The organism is Methylobacter svalbardensis (assembly GCF_037671525.1).
Taxonomy (GTDB): domain Bacteria; phylum Pseudomonadota; class Gammaproteobacteria; order Methylococcales; family Methylomonadaceae; genus Methylobacter_A; species Methylobacter_A svalbardensis.
In genome coordinates this window covers 1-19,291 of the sequence record NZ_JAWPOH010000059.1, presented here as the reverse complement: position 1 = coordinate 19,291, position 19,291 = coordinate 1, and the positions used below count along the sequence as shown (strand labels likewise).

Annotated in this window: 21 protein-coding genes and 1 tRNA gene; 14 read left to right on the top strand and 8 right to left on the bottom strand. The window is 48.2% G+C overall.

The window, feature by feature from the left end:
• Window positions 1–123: 123 nt before the first annotated feature.
• Complete coding sequence (locus RW114_RS16630; RefSeq protein ID WP_340123885.1) at window positions 124–351, bottom strand: hypothetical protein; 228 nt, start codon at window positions 349–351, stop codon at window positions 124–126.
• A gap of 3 nt (window positions 352–354) precedes the next feature.
• Between RW114_RS16630 and RW114_RS16625 the strand changes: the two genes are divergently transcribed.
• From RW114_RS16625 to motB, 3 genes are all read left to right on the top strand, one after another.
• Complete coding sequence (locus RW114_RS16625; protein ID WP_340123884.1) at window positions 355–1,938, top strand: efflux RND transporter permease subunit; 1,584 nt, start codon at window positions 355–357, stop codon at window positions 1,936–1,938.
• A 109-nt stretch (window positions 1,939–2,047) separates the two neighbouring features.
• A complete protein-coding gene (gene motA, locus RW114_RS16620) occupies window positions 2,048–2,896 on the top strand; it encodes a flagellar motor stator protein MotA (RefSeq protein ID WP_340123883.1) in 849 nt (282 codons plus the stop codon).
• A gap of 8 nt (window positions 2,897–2,904) precedes the next feature.
• Complete coding sequence (gene motB / locus RW114_RS16615) at window positions 2,905–3,807, top strand: flagellar motor protein MotB (protein ID WP_340123882.1); 903 nt, start codon at window positions 2,905–2,907, stop codon at window positions 3,805–3,807.
• 287 nt (window positions 3,808–4,094) lie between these two features.
• On the opposite strand, the gene dtd is transcribed toward motB, so the two are convergent.
• The 3 genes from dtd to RW114_RS16600 form a co-directional block, all read right to left on the bottom strand.
• Window positions 4,095–4,535: a D-aminoacyl-tRNA deacylase gene (gene dtd / locus RW114_RS16610; RefSeq protein WP_340123881.1), complete on the bottom strand. Its 441-nt coding sequence runs from the start codon at window positions 4,533–4,535 to the stop codon at window positions 4,095–4,097.
• Between the two features lie 289 nt (window positions 4,536–4,824).
• Window positions 4,825–6,054 carry a pyrophosphate--fructose-6-phosphate 1-phosphotransferase gene (locus tag RW114_RS16605; protein WP_340123880.1) on the bottom strand — a complete coding sequence of 410 codons (1,230 nt, stop codon included), beginning with the start codon at window positions 6,052–6,054 and terminating at the stop codon, window positions 4,825–4,827.
• 199 nt (window positions 6,055–6,253) lie between these two features.
• Window positions 6,254–7,261: a class 1 fructose-bisphosphatase gene (locus RW114_RS16600; protein ID WP_340123879.1), complete on the bottom strand. Its 1,008-nt coding sequence runs from the start codon at window positions 7,259–7,261 to the stop codon at window positions 6,254–6,256.
• Window positions 7,262–7,544: 283 nt separating this feature from the next.
• Here RW114_RS16600 and arfB point away from each other — a divergent pair, with 283 nt between their 5' ends.
• The 6 genes from arfB to rimI all read left to right on the top strand — a co-directional run bounded on the left by arfB (window position 7,545) and on the right by rimI (window position 12,356).
• Entirely contained in the window at window positions 7,545–7,961 is a 417-nt protein-coding gene (arfB, locus tag RW114_RS16595; RefSeq protein ID WP_340123878.1) for an alternative ribosome rescue aminoacyl-tRNA hydrolase ArfB, read from the top strand.
• A gap of 35 nt (window positions 7,962–7,996) precedes the next feature.
• Complete coding sequence (locus tag RW114_RS16590) at window positions 7,997–8,473, top strand: hypothetical protein (RefSeq protein WP_340123877.1); 477 nt, start codon at window positions 7,997–7,999, stop codon at window positions 8,471–8,473.
• 122 nt (window positions 8,474–8,595) lie between these two features.
• Window positions 8,596–9,336 carry a CDP-diacylglycerol--serine O-phosphatidyltransferase gene (pssA, locus tag RW114_RS16585; RefSeq protein WP_340123876.1) on the top strand — a complete coding sequence of 247 codons (741 nt, stop codon included), beginning with the start codon at window positions 8,596–8,598 and terminating at the stop codon, window positions 9,334–9,336.
• A gap of 242 nt (window positions 9,337–9,578) precedes the next feature.
• Window positions 9,579–11,123: a 2-isopropylmalate synthase gene (locus RW114_RS16580; RefSeq protein WP_340123875.1), complete on the top strand. Its 1,545-nt coding sequence runs from the start codon at window positions 9,579–9,581 to the stop codon at window positions 11,121–11,123.
• A 30-nt stretch (window positions 11,124–11,153) separates the two neighbouring features.
• The gene (locus RW114_RS16575; RefSeq protein ID WP_340123874.1) at window positions 11,154–11,813 is read left to right on the top strand and encodes a uracil-DNA glycosylase; all 660 of its coding nucleotides are present in this window, start codon (window positions 11,154–11,156) and stop codon (window positions 11,811–11,813) included.
• Between the two features lie 3 nt (window positions 11,814–11,816).
• A complete protein-coding gene (gene rimI, locus RW114_RS16570; RefSeq protein ID WP_340123873.1) occupies window positions 11,817–12,356 on the top strand; it encodes a ribosomal protein S18-alanine N-acetyltransferase in 540 nt (179 codons plus the stop codon).
• A gap of 40 nt (window positions 12,357–12,396) precedes the next feature.
• Here rimI and RW114_RS16565 read toward each other — a convergent pair whose 3' ends face one another.
• Window positions 12,397–13,191, bottom strand: coding sequence for an inositol monophosphatase family protein (locus RW114_RS16565; protein ID WP_340123872.1), 795 nt, complete (start codon window positions 13,189–13,191; stop codon window positions 12,397–12,399).
• Between the two features lie 111 nt (window positions 13,192–13,302).
• Here RW114_RS16565 and RW114_RS16560 point away from each other — a divergent pair, with 111 nt between their 5' ends.
• The 5 genes from RW114_RS16560 to RW114_RS16540 all read left to right on the top strand — a co-directional run bounded on the left by RW114_RS16560 (window position 13,303) and on the right by RW114_RS16540 (window position 16,910).
• A complete protein-coding gene (locus RW114_RS16560) occupies window positions 13,303–14,043 on the top strand; it encodes an RNA methyltransferase (RefSeq protein WP_340123871.1) in 741 nt (246 codons plus the stop codon).
• Window positions 14,036–14,785 carry a serine O-acetyltransferase gene (gene cysE / locus RW114_RS16555; protein ID WP_340123870.1) on the top strand — a complete coding sequence of 250 codons (750 nt, stop codon included), beginning with the start codon at window positions 14,036–14,038 and terminating at the stop codon, window positions 14,783–14,785. Before RW114_RS16560 ends, cysE begins: the two co-directional genes overlap by 8 nt.
• Before the next feature lie 164 nt (window positions 14,786–14,949).
• A complete protein-coding gene (iscR, locus tag RW114_RS16550; RefSeq protein WP_340123869.1) occupies window positions 14,950–15,423 on the top strand; it encodes a Fe-S cluster assembly transcriptional regulator IscR in 474 nt (157 codons plus the stop codon).
• A gap of 50 nt (window positions 15,424–15,473) precedes the next feature.
• The gene (locus RW114_RS16545; RefSeq protein ID WP_340123868.1) at window positions 15,474–16,577 is read left to right on the top strand and encodes a cysteine desulfurase family protein; all 1,104 of its coding nucleotides are present in this window, start codon (window positions 15,474–15,476) and stop codon (window positions 16,575–16,577) included.
• Between the two features lie 9 nt (window positions 16,578–16,586).
• Entirely contained in the window at window positions 16,587–16,910 is a 324-nt protein-coding gene (locus RW114_RS16540; RefSeq protein WP_340123867.1) for a HesB/IscA family protein, read from the top strand.
• 87 nt (window positions 16,911–16,997) lie between these two features.
• On the opposite strand, the gene rsmA is transcribed toward RW114_RS16540, so the two are convergent.
• The 3 genes from rsmA to RW114_RS16525 all read right to left on the bottom strand — a co-directional run bounded on the left by rsmA (window position 16,998) and on the right by RW114_RS16525 (window position 19,048).
• Complete coding sequence (rsmA, locus tag RW114_RS16535; protein WP_340123866.1) at window positions 16,998–17,780, bottom strand: 16S rRNA (adenine(1518)-N(6)/adenine(1519)-N(6))-dimethyltransferase RsmA; 783 nt, start codon at window positions 17,778–17,780, stop codon at window positions 16,998–17,000.
• A gap of 9 nt (window positions 17,781–17,789) precedes the next feature.
• On the bottom strand, window positions 17,790–18,779 hold the full coding sequence (pdxA, locus tag RW114_RS16530; protein ID WP_340123865.1) for a 4-hydroxythreonine-4-phosphate dehydrogenase PdxA: 990 nt from the start codon (window positions 18,777–18,779) through the stop codon (window positions 17,790–17,792).
• A 192-nt stretch (window positions 18,780–18,971) separates the two neighbouring features.
• A tRNA-Asp gene (locus tag RW114_RS16525) sits at window positions 18,972–19,048 on the bottom strand.
• Between the last annotated feature and the right edge of the window lie 243 nt (window positions 19,049–19,291).

The following is a 19,291-nucleotide window of genomic DNA, read 5'->3' as shown; positions in this document are numbered from 1 at the left end:
TATAGCTGAAGCCGCTCTCAATGAGGATTTTGATAGGGTTTGCCCCAAACCCGGCAACCCCTCGAAAAATTCGTTGGTGGCCGTATTGCTACGCATGGTGGCTTGATGATTTTTTAGGAAACTTCAGCTGAGTAATATTGCCGCTTTTATTCCGCTGTTTTTTATTCCGGGAGAAATCGGCAAAATATTTTTTATGATTCCTGTGGTGATCATCACCGTGTTCCTGCTTTCACTGATAGAAAGCCTGTTCATACCCCCAATCACCTGAGCAGCTTGGCTCCTGTCAACACCAACGAAAAAAAGGGTTGGATTTATCAAAAACAACAGCAATTCAGTTACTTTTTTAAACACTGGGTGGAGTCCGGTTACGGATCGTTTCTTGAGCTGATTTTACGACAGCGTTATTTGACTATTTTACTCTCCTTTGCCTTATTGGTCGGCACTCTGGCCTATGCCTTAAGCGGCAGAATGGGCATGTCCGCCTTTCCAAAAACAGAATCGGATTTTGCCAAGGTCACGGTCACCATGCCTTATGGAACACCGATAGCAAAAACCCAGGCCGTTGCACTTGATATAGTAACCAGTGCACAGGAAACGATTAAAAAAATAAAAAATGGCGACCAACTGATACTGGGGATATTTACAGAAGTCGGCAAAAACAACAGCAACAAAGCAGAAATAAGAGCCTATCTGGCCGACCCCGAAATACGCGAAAAAATCATCAGCACCGAACAATTTAACCAGCAATGGCGACAGCAAACCGGCGATATTTTGGGCATCAAATCGATATTATTCGAATCCGACTCAGGAGGGCCTGGAGGCGGCACTGCGATTTCCATTGAATTAAATCATCCCAATCTTGCCATTCTGGAACAGGCCAGCAAGGAATTGGCCGAGGCATTACGCGCCTACCCTATCGTGAAAGATGTTGATGACGGCTTCAGTCCCGGTAAACAGCAACTGGATTTCACGATACTTCCGGAAGGAAAAAGCCTGGGACTGACCGCGCAGAATGTTGCCAGGCAAGTACGCAATGCCTTTTACGGCGCGGAAGTTTTACGTCAGCAACGTGGTCGTAACGAAATCAAGATCATGGTCAGATTGCCGGAAGACGAGCGTATTTTAGAAACGCATATCGATGATCTGCTGATCTGGACTGCCGGTTCGGCATCGATACCGGCACGGGAAATACCGCTACGCGAAGTCGTCCACATCAAGCGGGGGCGCGCCTACATGGAAATTGACCGGCATAATGGTCAGCGCAATGTGCAGGTAAAAGCCGATGTGACGCCACGAAGTAAAGCCGGTGACATCCTCAATGACCTCAAAGTTGCGGAAATACCCCGTTTATTGGCGAAATACCCGGGCTTGCAATACAGCTTTGAAGGCCAGCAAGCCGACGTGGCTGAAAGTATCGGCAGTCTTAAATTAAGTTTCGTTTTGGCAATACTGGGAATTTACACTTTGCTGGCGATCCCGTTTCAAAGCTATGTAATGCCTCTGATCGTCATCGTCAGTATTCCGTTTGGCATGATCGGCGCTATTTTTGGTCATTTGCTGATGGGCTACGACTTAAGCATCATCAGCCTGTTGGGTATCGTGGCGCTATCAGGCATCGTCATCAACGATTCACTAATATTAATCGATCATGCAAGCCATCTTAAAAGGCATACCAGTCACTTGGCTGAAGAAATCATTAAAATGGCCGCCATCCAGCGTTTCAGACCTATTGTTCTAACCACGTTAACGACTTTCGGCGGTTTAATGCCGATGATTTTGGAAACCTCACGACAAGCCCGCATACTGATACCCATGGTCATTTCCATAGGCTTCGGCATCTTGTTCGCCACCTTTATCACCCTGATTCTGATTCCGTCTTTATATGTAGCGGTTGATGATGTAAACAGGTTCCTCATCAGGAAAAAAACCAAGCAGTGAAAGATTAACCCAAGAGGTTCAAATTCAAGCTAAAATAAGCGTCCAGGATGATTAAATCGACATCTCAATTTAATTATTTCACTACAAACCAAACACCTAAAGAGAACACATGCTAGTTATTGCTGGATATTTAATCCTCTCTATATCAATCATGGGCGGATTTATGGGGGGCGGTGGGCACCCCGGCGTTCTCTTTCAACCCTTTGAATTTGTTATCATCATTGGCGCCGCTGTCGGTGCTTTCGTCTGCGGAAACTCCATGCCTGTTATAAAAGCAGCCGTCAGTCAGGCCACCGCCACCTTAAAAGGTACCCCATACAATAAAGACTATTACCTTGAGCTGCTGCTGTGTTTTTATGCTATCACCACTAAAACACGCAAAGAAGGTTTATTATCGCTGGAAAGCATTATCGACGATCCGAAAAGCAGCCCGGTGTTTACGCCCAGGATTCTCGGTGATCACCATCTATTGGAGTTTATCTGCGACAATCTTCGCTTGATCGTTACCGGGGTTGAAGTCTATGCGTTGGAAGAACTGATGGACCAGGAACTCGAAACCCATCATGAAGAAGCCCATGCGCCGGTCAAAGCCATCCAAAATGTCGCCGACGGTTTGCCGGCCTTTGGGATTGTCGCGGCGGTAATGGGCGTTGTGCATACCATGGAATCGGTCGGCATTCCGCCCTCAGAACTGGGTAAATTAATCGCGGCAGCTCTGGTAGGAACATTTCTGGGTATTTTACTGGCCTATGGCTTTATCGGCCCCGTCTCAGCAGTAATGGCAGAACGCACTGAAGCGGCAGGCAATGTCTATAAATGCGCCCAAAAAGGCTTGTTGTGCTGCGCCAAAGGCATATCACCAGCCATGACTGCCGAATATATGCGCACCATGATTGCTTCCACCATGCGACCCGGCTTTCTGGAATTGGAAGAACAATTAAGAGCCAATAAAGGTTAGGTTAAAAAATGGCCGATCAACAACCGATCATCATAAAAAAAATAAAAAAAAGCGGCCATGTTCATCATGGAGGCGCCTGGAAACTGGCTTATGCCGATTTCGTTACCGCGATGATGGCATTTTTTTTACTGATGTGGCTATTAGGCACAACCACCGAGACAGAACGCAAAGGCATTGCCGAATACTTTCAAGATCCTTTTAAGGCATCTGCAGAAGAAAAAGGGGCCGATGTCGGCGATCGAACCAGCCTTATTCAGGCGGGCGGCTCAGATATTACCTCGCAAGATCAAGGTCAGGTCGACAAAGGCATGACACCGGAAGAAAAAGAGATGATGCCTGAGGACATTGAACAAAAAGCCGAAAAAATTGAGATGGCAAAACTCGAAGATTTAAAGGAAAAAATTCAGCACAAAATAGATTCCACTCCTGAATTAACCGAGTACAAAGATCAAATTAAACTGGAAATAACTTCCGAAGGCTTGCGAATTCTCATCGTCGATGCCCAAAACAGACCCATGTATAAACTGGCCAGCGCAGAAACCGAGCCGCAAATTAAATTGATTTTGAGGGCACTGGCACCGGCCATTAACGAATTACCCAATAGAGTCAGCCTTAATGGACATACCGATGCTCGGCCTTTCCCGCCCAACCAGAAAAAATACACCAATTGGGAGCTTTCCAGTGATCGGGCCAATGCTGCTCGATATGAATTAACCCAGGGTGGTCTTGCCGAACAAAAAATCTTAAGAGTTATCGGCTTATCGTCCAGCGTTCCCTACAATGCCGACACCGAACCACTGGATCCGATTAACAGACGAATTTCCATTATCGTTATGAACAAAAAAACCGAGCAAGAGATTGTGCACAGCGTCGGGGACGATACGAATACCGAGACCCCACCGCTCCAGTAAACCAAAGCCAAATCAACATTAAGATGGGCGTTGATTTCAAGGAATGTCATTTTTTTTTACCATGAAGAGCATGAAGAATTGACTGTATTGACTTCCTGTATTTTCTATAGAGATGATTTTATAAAAAGATTTTTTTAGTCCTTGCTTTCATAGCGTTACAGTAAAGTTGATTAGAAATCCTTGTTTGACAAATCACCCACGTCTCTTTTCTTCATGCCCTTCATGGTAATAAAAAACAAGCTATAAACTCAATGAGATAATATAAGGCCAAAACCGCTACTGCACTGTTAACGAGTCCGCAAAGTAAAGGTAACCGGCCCGTTATTGACCAGCGAAACCTGCATATCCGCGCCAAACTGACCGAATTCAACTGTTGGATAAATCTGTTTTGCCAACTGTTGCAAATAATCGAACAGCTCCTTGCCTTTTTCCGGCGGCGCAGCGGAAATAAAACTGGGTCGATTGCCCGTTTGAGTATCCGCAGCCAGCGTGAATTGCGGAACCAGCAACAATCCGCCGTTAATATCCCTCAAACTCAGATTCATGCGGTCATCACTATCGGCAAAAATCCGATAGTTGAGGATACGTTCCAGCAGCCGTTGAGCATCTTTTTGAGTATCCTCTTTTTCTACCGCAACCAATGCCATAATGCCGGTATCGATTTTACCGATCTGGTGATTATTGACGGTGACTGTAGCGGTAGTGACGCGCTGGATAAGGGTGATCATAGGGATGGTTAATAATAGATGGAGCTGCGACTTTAGCTACGCATTGCCGGGTGTGGCGGCGACTTTAGTCGCCGATTAAATATACTGACCGGTGGACTAAAGTCGCCGCCACAACCGGACGGGGCATATTGGCCCCGTTGTTTACGTTTCATGCCTACTGTGTACGCTCAGGCTGGCATTAAATCGTCAACAACGGAGTTGCAAACCCCGCCCCACTTGAAGTGGAAATACTTTCATAGTCTCCCAAGCTTGGAAACCAGCGCAAACTGATACTTAGATAGAGATTATTTTAATGCCCAACTTCTACCTTAGTACCTTTAGCCTGACCGATTTCAGCTAAGGTTTGATTAAACCAGCCTGTATTCAAATCAAAAGGCTTGCCGCCTTTGATACGGGGAAATTCAATCGCACGCAGTACAAATCCTTTATCGTCATCATGACCGATAACGCCGGACTCACGACGGAAAGCGCACTCGACGGCGAGATCGGCACAGGACTTGATCAGGCGAATGTCCTCAACATTAGCCGCAGATGCACGGGCAAAATAACCTGATTTTTGCACCAGGGTTTTTTCCGCACCGATCATTTCTGCAAACTGGTCGCCAAACCATTTACCCGGATTAACGGCGTCAAGCTTGACGTGACCGAACGCATCGCGCGGCACTTCCTGTCCCTTGGCTTGCATTTCGGCAACGATAGACTCAACGCCGGCGCCTTCCGAGACGAAGATATTGACGCAATCGACTTTGTCCATCACCGCACGCAGACGCTTCGCTTCGGCAGCCAAATCGACAGCCATTTCAGGAATAAAAACGCCATGCACTTCATAAGTGGCGCGATCCAAACCCAGTTCCGGCAACCACTCGGCGCGATCCAGCAGTTTACGGTATTCCACCGCAGTAGCCGCAGTCAGCCAGCCGCAACTGCGTCCCATCACTTCATGGACAATCAGCATACGCGGATTGGCATTGTTTTCGGCAACCACATTCCAGAAGTAACTAGCGCCCTGCTCGGCTGCCGTCCATGCGCCTAGCGATTGCTTGATCGGAAATATGTCATTGTCGACGGTTTTAGGCAGACCGATAACGGTAAGACCATAGTCGTTTTTCGCCAGGAAAGCGGCAAGATCTGCGGCAGCGGTATTGGTATCGTCACCGCCGATCGTGTGCAGAATATCGACGCCGTCTTTAACCAGTTGGTCGGCTGCCACTTTTTGCGGATCCTGACCTTCTTGTACCAATCCGCGTTTAATGCAGTCTTTAACGTTAGTCAGTTTGACGCGGCTGTTGCCGATCGCCGAACCGCCAAAACGATGTAAAAGACCGGCTTTTTCACGAATTTCCGGGGTGACCGTATAACAATCGCCAAGAAGCAGGCCTTTATAGCCGCTACGATAACAGATGATTTCGATGCTGGGATCGATTTCAGTATAACGCTCGATAAGGCTGCCGATGGCTGAGTTTAAGCAGGGGGCCAAGCCGCCTGCGGTAAGAATTGCGACTTTTTTAGGTTTGTTCATGGAAAAACTCAAAGGTGAAATTAAAAAACTGGAATTTTATCATACAAGGGCGGCTGTTTTTTAGTCTTTCGCACCGTTGTTAGCAACGCTGGAGCGTTGCCGTATGCATTCCCACGCTGGAGCGCGGGAACGATAACCATACGAATACTTTCACAGTCTCCGGAGCGTGGAACGATAGACGATTTTTAGCCTTTCGCCTTTAACCTTTAGCCAAATGATACCCGACAATCCGTTCGACCTCGTTTTTCGATCCCAAGATAACCGGAACCCGCTGATGCAGCCCTGTGGGATTCATGTCGAGAATGCGCTCACGTCCGGTAGAACAGGCGCCGCCCGCTTGCTCGACAATAAATGCCATCGGATTGGCCTCGTACATCAGGCGCAGTTTTCCGGCTCTTGACGGATCGCGCAAATCATACGGGTACATAAAAATCCCGCCACGCGTGAGTATCCGGTAAACCTCAGCCACCATAGACGCAATCCAGCGCATATTGAAATCTTTTTCGCGCACACCTTCGGTACCTTGCAAACATTCCTCAATATAACGCTGTACCGGAGGTTCCCAAAACCGCTGGTTCGACATATTGATCGCAAATTCGCTGGTCTCAGCAGGAATCGTCATAGCGGGATGAGTCAGAATAAATTCGCCTATATCCTGATCCAGCGTAAAGCCGTTAACCCCATGTCCGGTGGTTAAAACCATCATCGTTGACGGACCGTAAAGCACAAACCCCGCGCAAACCTGCTCGGAACCCTTGCGCAAAAAATCCTCCACCGCCGGTTCCACACCTTCACGGCAACGCAATATAGAAAATATGGTACCTACCGCCAGGTTGACGTCAATATTTGAAGAACCGTCCAACGGATCGAACAACGCCAGATACTTGCCTTTGGGATACTGCGAGGGAATGGGGATGATGCCATCGATTTCTTCCGATGCCATGCCTGCCAAATGGCCGGTCCAGTTCAGCGCCTCCACCATAATGTCATTAGTAATGATGTCCAGTTTCTTTTGCACCTCACCTTGTACATTCTCGGATTCTGCGCTACCCAGCACGCCGACCAGATTGCCCCGATTAACCAAATGCGAAATTTTCTTACACGCGGTAACCACATCGTTGAGCAATGAAGTAAACGTTCCAGACACACCCGGCAACTCGCGCTGCTGTTCGATGATAAACTGGGTCAAAGTAACATGATTAGTCATTCTTTATCGCTCCGATGGTAGGTTGTCTTATTCAGAAATACTTTTAATCATCACATGCAGCTGCCGTGTACGCGAGGTTCAGCAACAATAACGCCTTGTCGAACAAGACTGCTATCTGTTTGTGTTTCAAGCTATGGCATATTGTAAATCATAAACAGCGGAAGTACCGAAATCAGAAGGGAAGCGATACAAGAGCACACAGGTCATAACCATCCCCTAAGTCCAAAAGCAAATAACGTATAATCGTTCAGCGCCGCCCAATTAACAAAAGAGCATCACATCAATGTTGCAAATATCCAACCAAGTCAGTATCCCGGACCATGAGATTGAAGTTCATGCGATTCGTGCACAGGGAACTGGCGGGCAGAATGTCAATAAAGTTTCAACCGCTGTTCATTTACGCTTTGATATTAATGCGTCATCATTGCCCGAGTTTTACAAAGAAAAACTATTAGTTTTAAATGATCAGCGCATTTCAAAAGAAGGCGTCATTGTGATCAAGGCACAGCAGTATCGCACCCAGGAAAAGAACAAAGAAGACGCCCTCAGTCGGCTACAGGCATTAATTCAAAGTGTGGCGATAATACACAAAAAGCGCAAAGCCACCAAGCCTACCAAAGGATCAAAATTGAGGCGCTTGGACAGCAAAACCAAACAAGGTCGGCTTAAAGCACTAAGAGGAAATATTAATGACCATTAACCTGATGCCCCATCAACACACGCGGAAAAATAACCATGTTGGTTTTGCAAATAATCATCAAACAATGGGATAAAAGTCAACGAACGGCAGCACATGTTTTGGAGCGCGCCAATATTCCAGACCGACACCCCATCATCTTTCCGCCCGCTTTTTATGCTGTCAATAAGCACTGCGTAATAGATCGGCACGGCGATGATAGACAAGACGGACGCTTAAAATATGCACCATTAGCCGACGGAAAAATTCAATTTGACCGGTTTCAACTGAATTTAGACGATAAAGTCATTGGGTATTTTGGCCGAACTCAATCCGATAAAACGCCTAACGCGATCGGATCACTGGATAATCAATGGGTACAATGCAGATACACCGACAGACACAGCGTCTTCGAGAGCGACTTTTATTATTGGCTGTATGAAGAAGTGACTCTAAATGCTATTTGCCTCAGTAAATTTAACGAAAACGTTTTTATGGATACTGAACCTGCACTTGTTTTTGAAGATTTCCAATGACCCGGAGACCAAGGACAGAGCAGATCTGATTTTGATTAAGCTAGGTGCAGTTTGCAGGCTCATTGTATAATTTGACGCTATGTTTTTTACTGACTTCCTAAAACTTAAGGATTGATTGCAATATGCTTCCGGAAAAACGCTTAACCCGTCGTCGTGGAATTTATTTACTGCCTAATTTGTTTACCACAGGAGCCCTGTTTTCCGGCTTCTATGCGATTACTTCAGCAATGGGCGGGCGTTACGAAACCGCTGTTATCGCCATTTTTGTCGCGATGATTCTGGACGGTCTGGATGGCCGGGTGGCGAGGTTGACTCATACGCAAAGCGAATTCGGCGCTCAATACGACAGTCTTTCAGACATGGTTTCATTTGGCGCAGCACCCGCTTTGGTGATGTATTTATGGGCGTTTTCGAGCCTCGGTAAAGTGGGTCTGTTTGCTGCTTTTGTCCATACGGCGGGCGGTGCATTAAGACTGGCGCGCTTTAATACTCAGCTGCAGACAGCCGATAAGAACTATTTCCAGGGACTCCCCAGTCCTGCCGCCGCCGCGATTCTTGCCGGGTTCATCTGGATATGCCTGGAGTATAAATACGACATCGAACTATTCAAATATTTTGCACTGATCTTAACGATCAGCACCGGCTTGCTGATGGTCAGTAATTTCCGCTATTCCAGTTTCAAAAAAATCGATTTAAAAGGCAAAGTGCCTTTTATTGTCGCGATTGCCGTAATGCTGGGTATCGCTTTTGTGATGGCGCAGCCGCAAACGATGTTGTTCCTGTTGTTTTTAGGCTATGCGATTTCAGGCCCGGTGATTACCCTGGTCATGCGCAGACGCAAGTTACAGGGTCGCAAAGCGTAAAATCCGCTTGAGGCCGCACGGCCATTGGCGTATAGTCACGACCATGTTTATTCAAATCAACCCTGCATTTCAAATCCCGCTTTCCGGCACAATCTCTGCCGGAACTGCCTTGCGTGCGTGGCTATGCCTGCCTTTAAGATACCTGCCCTGACGGGCAATCAATCTTTCTCTATTTAATGACTTACACCCCTATTTTCCTATATCGACGTAACCGTCGATAGTTCTCCATCGATGGAGTTTTTATGAATGACAAGTTAATAATATTCGACACCACCTTGCGCGATGGCGAGCAAAGCCCAGGCGCATCCATGACTCGTGAGGAAAAGGTCAGAATTGCCAAGGCCTTGGAGCGTTTAAAGGTTGATGTGATTGAGGCCGGTTTTCCTGCGGCCAGTCCCGGCGATTTTGAAGCCGTACAAGCCGTAGCCAATATCATAAAAGACAGCGTGGTATGCGGACTGGCCAGAGCGCTGGACAAGGATATAGACCGTGCGGGCGAAGCGCTAAAAGGCGCTAACCGGTCGCGGATTCATACTTTCATCGCCACCTCGCCGATCCATATGCAAATGAAGTTGCAGATGCAGCCGGAGCAGGTCATCGAATACGCAGTCAGGGCGGTCAAACGCGCACGGCAATATACCGATGATGTCGAATTTTCGCCTGAAGATGCCGGACGCTCGGATGAAGACTTTTTGTGTCGGATATTGGAGGCGGTTATAGATGCCGGAGCCACGACGCTGAATATTCCCGATACCGTAGGCTACAGCGTTCCGCAGCAGTTCGGCGCGACTATTGCGAACCTGATCCGTCGCATCCCCAATTCGGATAAGGCAATTTTTTCGGTGCATTGCCACAATGATTTGGGGCTTGCGGTGGCCAATTCCTTATCGGCGGTCATGAACGGCGCACGGCAGGTTGAATGCACGATTAACGGCTTGGGTGAACGCGCCGGCAATGCCTCCCTGGAAGAAGTAGTCATGGCTGTGCGTACCCGTAAGGATGTGTTTACCTGCCAAACCGGCATAGACACCCGCGAGATTTTGACCTGCTCAAAGTTGGTATCGTCAATCACCGGTTTTCCTGTACAGCCCAACAAAGCCATCGTCGGCGCCAACGCCTTTGCCCATGAGGCGGGCATCCATCAGGACGGCGTATTAAAAAGCCGCGAGACCTATGAAATCATGCGCGCCGAAGATGTCGGCTGGACGGCTAACCGCATGGTGCTGGGCAAACATTCAGGCCGGAATGCGTTTAAGAGCCGAATCAGCGAACTGGGCTTTGAGTTCGGCACGGAAGAAGAGTTGAACGAGGCGTTTGCCCGCTTTAAGCAATTGGCCGATAAAAAGCACGAAATCTTTGATGAAGATTTGCAAACATTGATCTCGGAAGCCGGTTTTGAGGCGGAAGATGAGCATGTCAAACTGATCGCCCTGAAAGTGTGTTCGGAAACCGGCGAAATACCCAACGCAACCGTCACGCTACGGGTGGACAACAAGGAAGTCACCGGCAATTCTGATGGCGGCGGCGCTGTGGATGCCAGTTTAAAAGCCATAGAAAAACTGGTGCAGTCCGAAGCCACGCTGGAGCTTTATTCGGTTAACAGTATCAGCAACGGCACCGATGCCCAGGGCGAGGTGACTATTCGTCTTGAAAAATCAGGCCGGATTGTTAACGGCTTGGGTGCCGATACCGACATTGTTATCGCCTCAGCAAAAGCTTATATCAATGCGCTGAATAAGCTGCACAGCCCCGATCAACGCCGACATCCCCAGAAAGGGGATGTTTGAATTAAGGTGAAAGGCGAAAGGTAAAAGGTTTTGGATAATGCAACACGCCTGCAATACCTCGAAGCGATGGGCATTGATGTCTGGCTGCCCAGAGCCGATGACCCGCTAGCGCCGAACGTTATCGCTGAATCGGCCGACAGCTGGGAAGCCTTGCAAGCTGAAGTCGCTCCATGCACACTGTGCGATTTGTGTAAATCCCGCAGCCAAACCGTTTTCGGCTCAGGCAATAAAAATGCCGACTGGATGATAGTCGGCGAAGCGCCCGGACAAAGCGAAGATCGGCAAGGCTTGCCTTTTGTCGGCAAGGCGGGCCAGCTGCTGACGGAAATGCTAAGAGCCATCGACCTAGACCGGGAACAGGTCTTTATAACCAATGTCGTCAAGTGCAGACCTCCCGACAACCGAGAACCCAAGTCCATCGAAGTTGAAACCTGCAAAGCTTACTTGCTGCGACAACAAGCGCTGATCAAACCGAAAATCATCCTGGCTTTAGGCCATGTTGCCGCACAGGCCTTGTTAAACACCGATGAGCCGATAGCCGAACTAAGGGGTAAAATACACACTTTAAATGATACGCCGGTTGTTGTAACCTATCACCCGGCGCACTTATTAAGATCATTACTGAACAAGCGTAAAGCCTGGAAAGATTTAAAATTCGCGATGCAAATAGTTAAAAACCATCAAAGGTAGGTCATGTGGGGAACATTAGAAAAAATAAAAAACTTTATGATTTATGATGCCGATAGAGAGTTCTACGCCAAAATATTTCCCGATTCGGTAGGCAGAAAAGATTTAATGCGTCTTAGGAAAATGCGCAGCTCCGATTTACCCGGCGTTATGGCAATTGAAAGAGCCAACTATCACGCCCCCTGGGGGGAAGACATTTTCAGGGATTGCTTTAAAGCTAACTATAGCTGCTGGGTCTGTGAAGAGAATGATACGGTGCTGGGCTACAGCATACTTGCGATCAGCGTAGGCGAGGCGCATGTTTTAAATATTTGTGTAGCGGCAGCCGAACAGGGACAAGGCATAGGTCGCAAAATGCTGCAAAATCTTATCGAAACAGCCAGAGGCCGGGCGGAAACCATGTTCCTGGAAGTCAGGCCGTCCAATACCGCTGCCATTGCCCTTTATGAGGACATGGGTTTCAACGAAATCGGCATCAGAAAAGGCTATTATCCGGCAGAAAACGGCCGCGAAGATGCGCTAATGCTGGCGTTGCAGATATTTTAAAACTGTAGGGGCGACTGGCTGGTCGCCCTTTTTGACATAACTATTTCAAATTATCCGTCACATACGGCTCGATAAGCTGATACATGATCTGATGCATTTTTGGGCTTGCAGCGATCACGTTGCCTGACTCCAGATACTTATCATTAAAAGAAAAATCGGTAATTACACCGCCTGCTTCCTTTATCAATAAAAGACCTGCGGCCATATCCCACTCCATCAGGCCTATTTCCCAAAAACCATCCAAGCGACCGGCAGCCACATAGGCCAAATCCAGTGCCGCAGAACCTGCGCGGCGAATGCCGGCCGAATCAACGGCTATTGAACGGAACATTTTTAAATAAGCATCCATGTGCAAATCGGTTTTAAACGGAAAGCCGGTACCGATTAATGCACCTTTCAAACTGTTCTGATTGGTCACCCGAAGACGACGGCTGTTTAACATGGCTCCGCCGCCGCGTTTGGCGGTGAATAACTCATCGCGTAACGGGTCGTAAACGACGCCGATTTCAATCCTGCCTTTATGCTTTAGGGCAATGGAAACGGCGTATTGAGGAAAACCGTGCAGAAAGTTGGTGGTGCCGTCCAGCGGATCAATAACCCAGACAAAATCGTTACCCTGATGCTCGCCGCTTTCTTCTGCCAGGATGCTGTGCTCGGGATAAGCCGTCTTGATAATGTTGATGATTTCCCGTTCGGCCATACGATCGACCTCACTGGCATAATCGTTTTTACCTTTTTGGTCGACCTTCAGGTGACCGATATTATCTGATGAGCGGAGGATCAAGTCGCCGGCGCTTCTTGCGGCACGGACGGCAGTATTTAACATGGGTTGCATAGGCGGATTTATATAAGCATAGACGATTGCAAAGGGGCAATGGTCGAAAACCCCATATAATACCAAATATTTTGCTAAACTTAGGCTCTTTTTTTAACTAAGGACATCGCCTTGCTGTCTACTATAAAAATAGTACTGGTCGAAACAACGCATCCGGGGAATATAGGTGCCGTTGCCCGTGCAATGAAAAACATGAAAATGCACAACCTTTATCTGGTTTCGCCTAAAATATTTCCCAGCGCAGACGCCACCTCCAGGGCTTCAGGCGCAGATGATGTGTTGGCTGGCGCAATTGTTTGCCAGACCTTGCAGGAGGCCATTGCCGATTGCCAGCTAGTGATTGGCGCCAGCGCCCGAGGTCGAACCATCAGCTGGCCGGAATTGTCACCGAGAGAATGCGCGGAAAAAGTGTTAGTGAATGAACCCGGCGACAACGTCGCTATCGTTTTCGGCCGGGAAAATTCAGGCCTGAAAAACCATGAGCTGGATCTGTGTCACTTTTTGCTACGCATCCCCTGTAACAGCGAATACAGCTCTTTAAACATTGCCGCCGCCGTGCAGGTCGTTTGTTATGAATTATTTGTCGCATCCGGGCAGGCCGCCGAAGAACAAATCTTGGTCGGCGATAAAGATGAAGATCCTTTGGCTACAGCAACGCAAATGGAGTCTTTCTATGCTCACATGGCTGAAGCATTAACCGATATAGGCTTTATGCATCCGGCCAAATCGAAATCCATTATGCGGCGTTTGCGCCGGATTTATAACCGGGTGCAAATGAACACCAAGGAGCTAGACATCCTCAGAGGCATCTTGAGAATGTCCCAAGGCCACAAGAGGAATAACGATGTTTAACCGACTAAAAGAAGACATTGCCTGCGTCTTTGACCGCGATCCGGCGGCGCAAACGGCCTTTGAAGTGATGACGACTTATCCCGGATTTCATGCCGTTTTAATTCATCGACTCAGTCATTTTTTCTGGCTAGCCGAATTCAGATGGCTGGCCCGGTTTATTGCCCATATCGGCCGCTGGCTAACGGGAATTGAAATCCACCCGGGCGCAATCATCGGCAGGCGTTTTTTTATCGATCACGGCATGGGCGTAGTGATCGGCGAAACCGCCGTTATCGGCGACGACTGCACCTTGTATCATGGCGTAACCCTGGGCGGAACCAGTTGGGATAAAGGCAAGCGTCATCCGACCTTGCATAATGGCGTAGTGATAGGTGCAGGGGCAAAAGTTTTAGGGCCTATTGATATTGGTGAAAACGCTCGGATCGGATCAAACTCGGTGGTCTTAAAACCGGTACCGGATGGGGCAACCGTGGTCGGCATTCCCGCTCACATCGTCGATCCTAATAGTAAAGCCGCAACAGCCGAGCGTGACAAGATTGCCTACAAAATGGGTTTTCATGCCTACGGAGCAACAACTGACGTGGCCGATCCCATCGCCTACGCGATTAATCACATGCTGGATCATATTCAAGCGATGGACAGGCAGATAGAAACTCTACAAAAAGCGCTTAATGATGCCGGTATTCAATACAAGGAATCCCCGATCTCCAAATTAGACGGCTGCGAAATTGAGGATGGCTAAAGGTTCAAGACAAAAGGCGAAAGGCGAAAAAAGCGGCATCAGGCTTAAGTTGTACCCTTCGCCCTTAGCCCTTAGCCTTTCACCTCCCCATCCATAATAGTTGACTAATTTGCTAGGTTAAGTATAGTAACAATATCTTAACGGTATTTATAGAGGATACTATTGTGCGCTTAACTACTAAAGGTCGCTATGCGGTCACTGCAATGCTCGATTTGGCTTTTCATAGTCAAATCAAGCCAGTAACCTTGACTGACATTGCGGCTCGTCAAACTATTTCCTTGTCTTATCTGGAACAGCTGTTTGCCCGCTTACGCCGGGCAGGCATGGTAAAAGGTGTGCGCGGACCAGGTGGCGGTTACAAACTGTGCCACAAAGCCAGCGAAATTAATATTGCTGATATTATCGCTGCTGTCGATGAACCGCTTGATTCAACCAAATGCGGCGGCGAAGCCAATTGCCAGAAGGAAAAAGCCTGTTTAACGCATAATCTGTGGATGGGATTAAGCGAACAAATTAGAAACTATTTGGAAGGCATTTCGTTAGCCGACCTGTTAGAAAAAAATCAGATTCAGGAAGTCGCTAAAAGACAGAGTATCGATGCCCAGCAAACCGTTGAAATTTATCGTTATCCTGAATAGCGACTGTTCCCAACAGTCTTGCGGCATAGACACCATCCCTGGCGATATGAATGATCTACCTTGATCATAACGCGACCACACCGCTGGATGGTCGCGTTCTGGAGGCGATGCTGCCCTTCCTGAAAACATTCTACGGAAATCCTTCCAGCTTATATCGTCACGGCAGAGTCTCCAGCAGCGCCATAAATGCAGCTCGCGAGCAACTTTCAGCTCTGATTGGCGTAAGACCTGAGCAAATTATTTTTACCAGCGGCGGCACGGAAGCCAACAATCTGGCCTTGGCAACGCTAGCCCCTCAGGTCGGACTCGCGGTATCAGCCATTGAACATCCCTCGGTTATTGAGCCTGCCTTACATCTGCAAAGTTTGGGACATCAGCTTACCCTGCTTGATGTCGATGCAACCGGCCTGATAACGCAGGATGCTATCGACGAAGTGATTTTGCTAAAACCTAGTCTGGTTTCGATGATGCAGGCCAATAACGAAACCGGTGTGGTGCAGAATATCGAACGCTATGCCGACCAGCTGAAAGCACACGGCATCAAGGTCCATACCGATGCCGTGCAGGCGCTGGGAAAAATCCCGGTCGATTTCAATCGGCTCGGCGCGCATTTGATGTCGCTGTCCAGTCATAAAATCTACGGACCAAAAGGCTGCGGCGCGCTAGTCTTTGAAAAATCTGTAGCCATAAAACCCATCTTGTTAGGTGGCGGACAGGAACAAGGGTTCAGAGCAGGGACTGAAAATGTCGCCGCTATCGTCGGTTTTGGTAAGGCGGCAGAACTTGCCAAATTAGAACTTGCCGAACGCCAGGCACATTTGCTCAAACTGAGGACACTGCTGGAACACGGCTTGAGCGCTATGCCCGGCCTGACTGTTTTTGCAGAACAAACGGAACGATTGCCCAATACCGTACAGGTAGGTATCCACGGTATCGATGGTGAGATGCTGCTGATGCAGCTGGATCAAAAAGGCATTGCCGTATCCAGCGGCTCGGCCTGCGCCAGCGGCATCAGGGAAGCCAGCCCTGTTTTGGTCGCCATGGGCATTGATCCTGCTCAAGCAAAAAGCGCAATCCGCATCAGTTTGGGAAAAGCCAACACTGAAGCTGAAATTATTGAATTTATTAAACAAATAAAATCCTTAACAGGATAAAGAGGTTGTATGTCTGTCTCATTAACTGAAAGTGCCGCCAGGCAAATCAAAAAACAACTGGAAAAACGCGGTAAAGGCTTAGGCTTAAAGTTGGGCGTAAAGCAATCCGGTTGCTCGGGATATGCTTATACGATTGATTACGCCGATGCGCTGGATGAAGGCGATGCGGTGTTCGAAAATTTCGACGTCAAAGTCATCGTCGCCGCAAACGACCTGGAATTTGTCGACGGAATAGAGCTGGATTACCGCCGGGAAGGCATTAACGAAGCTTTCCAGTTCAATAACCCGAATGTAAAAGGCACCTGCGGCTGCGGCGAGAGTTTTTCTGTTTGAAAAGAATTTTCACCACGAAGAATATGAAGAAAAACATTGGCGCCGGTTCCCAAACTGGAGCTTGGGAACCATAGTACGCGATGCTCACTACAGGTCCTGCAGCAGATTACTCAAGCTTGCAAACTCGGCCAGCGTAATGCTTTCGGCCCTTAATATCGGGTCTATACCCAAGGCGACAATTTCTTCCTCGGCAATGAGTTTTTTCAGCGAATTACGCAAGGTTTTGCGCCGCTGAGAAAACGCCTGCGTGACCACCCGGTTGAGTTTTGCCATATCATTCACCACAACAGGCGGTTGTAGATGCGGCACCAGTCTGACGATAGCAGACATCACCTGCGGGGCCGGGTCGAAGCTTTCCGGCGGCACTTCGAATAACATCTCAGTTTCGCAAAAATATTGCATCATGACGCTAAGCCTGCCGTACTTTTTGCTGCCGGGAGATGCGCAAATCCGGTCAACCACTTCCTTTTGCAGCATGAAATGCATATCTTCGATGCAATAAGCGTTATCCAGCAAATGGAACATCAGCGGCGTTGAAATGTTATAGGGCAAATTGCCGATAATGCGCAGTTTTTTACCTTCATCAGCCAGCGCCGAAAAATCAAACTTTAACGCATCGGCACTGTGAATTTGCAGCTTAGGATAGTGCTTGAACTTCTCCCTGAGCAAAACCACCAAATCCCTGTCAAGTTCGACCACGTCCAACCGCACTTTTTCGTTCAACAAGGGCTCGGTCAATGCACCCTGCCCCGGCCCTATTTCAACCCAATGTTGATCAGGAATAGCCTGAATGCTGGAGATAATATTGTAAATAATATTGTGGTCATGAAGAAAATTCTGACCGAAGCGCTTGCGCGGAATATGTGCCATTTTATTTGTTTATTGCGTAATCATCGTTAATGCAGTTTGCAAGGCAAACTGAAGGCTGCCTAAATCGGCCTTACCGCTGCCGGCAAGATCCAGCGCCGTGCCGTGGTCAACCGAAGTGCGGATAATCGGTAGCCCCAGCGTAATATTGACAGCTTTCCCGAATCCTATGTATTTAAGCACCGGCAAGCCCTGATCGTGATACATCGCCAATACCGCATCCGCTGTAGCCAGATACTTGTCGGTGAACAGCGTGTCAGCCGGCAACGGCCCATGCAGATTCAAGCCCTGTTTGCGAAAGCTGTCGAGTACCGGCTCGATAATGTCGATTTCTTCCCTGCCCAGATGACCGTTTTCACCGGCATGCGGATTAAGCCCGCACACCAGTATTTTAGGGAAAGCTATGCCGAAGCGTGTTCTCAGCTCGTGATCCAGTATCCGAATAACCGCCCGTAAGCGGGTATGGGTAATGGCTGAACTGACTTCGGACAGCGGCAGATGCGTGGTCACCAACGCCACCCGCAATCCCGGCGTTGCCAACATCATCACCGGATGTCCACCGGTAATGTCGGCAATAAATTCGGTATGCCCACTAAAAGGCAGACCCGCATCGTTGATGATACCTTTATGGACTGGGCCGGTGACCATCGCATCAAAAACCGCATCCATGCAGCCTCTGGTCGCTTTGGTGATGGTTTTCAACACATAACGGCTATTGGCCGGATTCAATTGTCCGCACTGAACCGGCTCTGGCAGTTCCACCGGCAATACCGTCAAGCATCCGGCAGTCTGGGCCGCAGCAGGCGAAGAGCCGTCAAACTCTTTTATCTGTAGCGGTAAACCTAACCGTGCGGCGCGCTCTGCCAATAATTTCGGACTGGCTATAACGATGATTTCGCAGGGTAAATCCTGCTGTGCAAGCTGAATACAAAGGTCGGGACCTATGCCGGCGGGTTCTCCGGGAGTTAATGCGATACGCGGTACGGGTAGACTGGTGGTCATCTGAAAGCTAAGATCAAAAAACAGTGATTTTACAGCATAACTACCAGGATGATTTTAAAAAAGTGCTGTTTTGAAGATAAAGTCATAAATGGTCTGACCGAGAAGGCCCATCACTTACGATTAATAGAAAAAACTTACCAGCACTTTGAGCCAAATTGTTTTTTAATCAACAGCAAAAATCATGCCTGGAGATGGCGGAGCGGACGGGGTTCGAACCCGCGACCACCGGCGTGACAGGCCGGTATTCTAACCAACTGAACTACCGCTCCGCAGTTCGAGCGGCGTATTCTATAAGATTACCTTGATCTGTCAACAATTAAGGCCCGACACTGGCCTTGCGATTACACAAGCAGTTCAAAAATAGACTAAACTTATACTAGTACTAAGTCAGTCTTGTTTTGTCGTATAAAATCCCCATAGAGTAGGTTTTTTACATTATTGGGGAACGATAGATTGGCAAAGAAATATATTGTGCGTTTAACTGAGGATGAGCGCACCTATTTGGAAAGTTT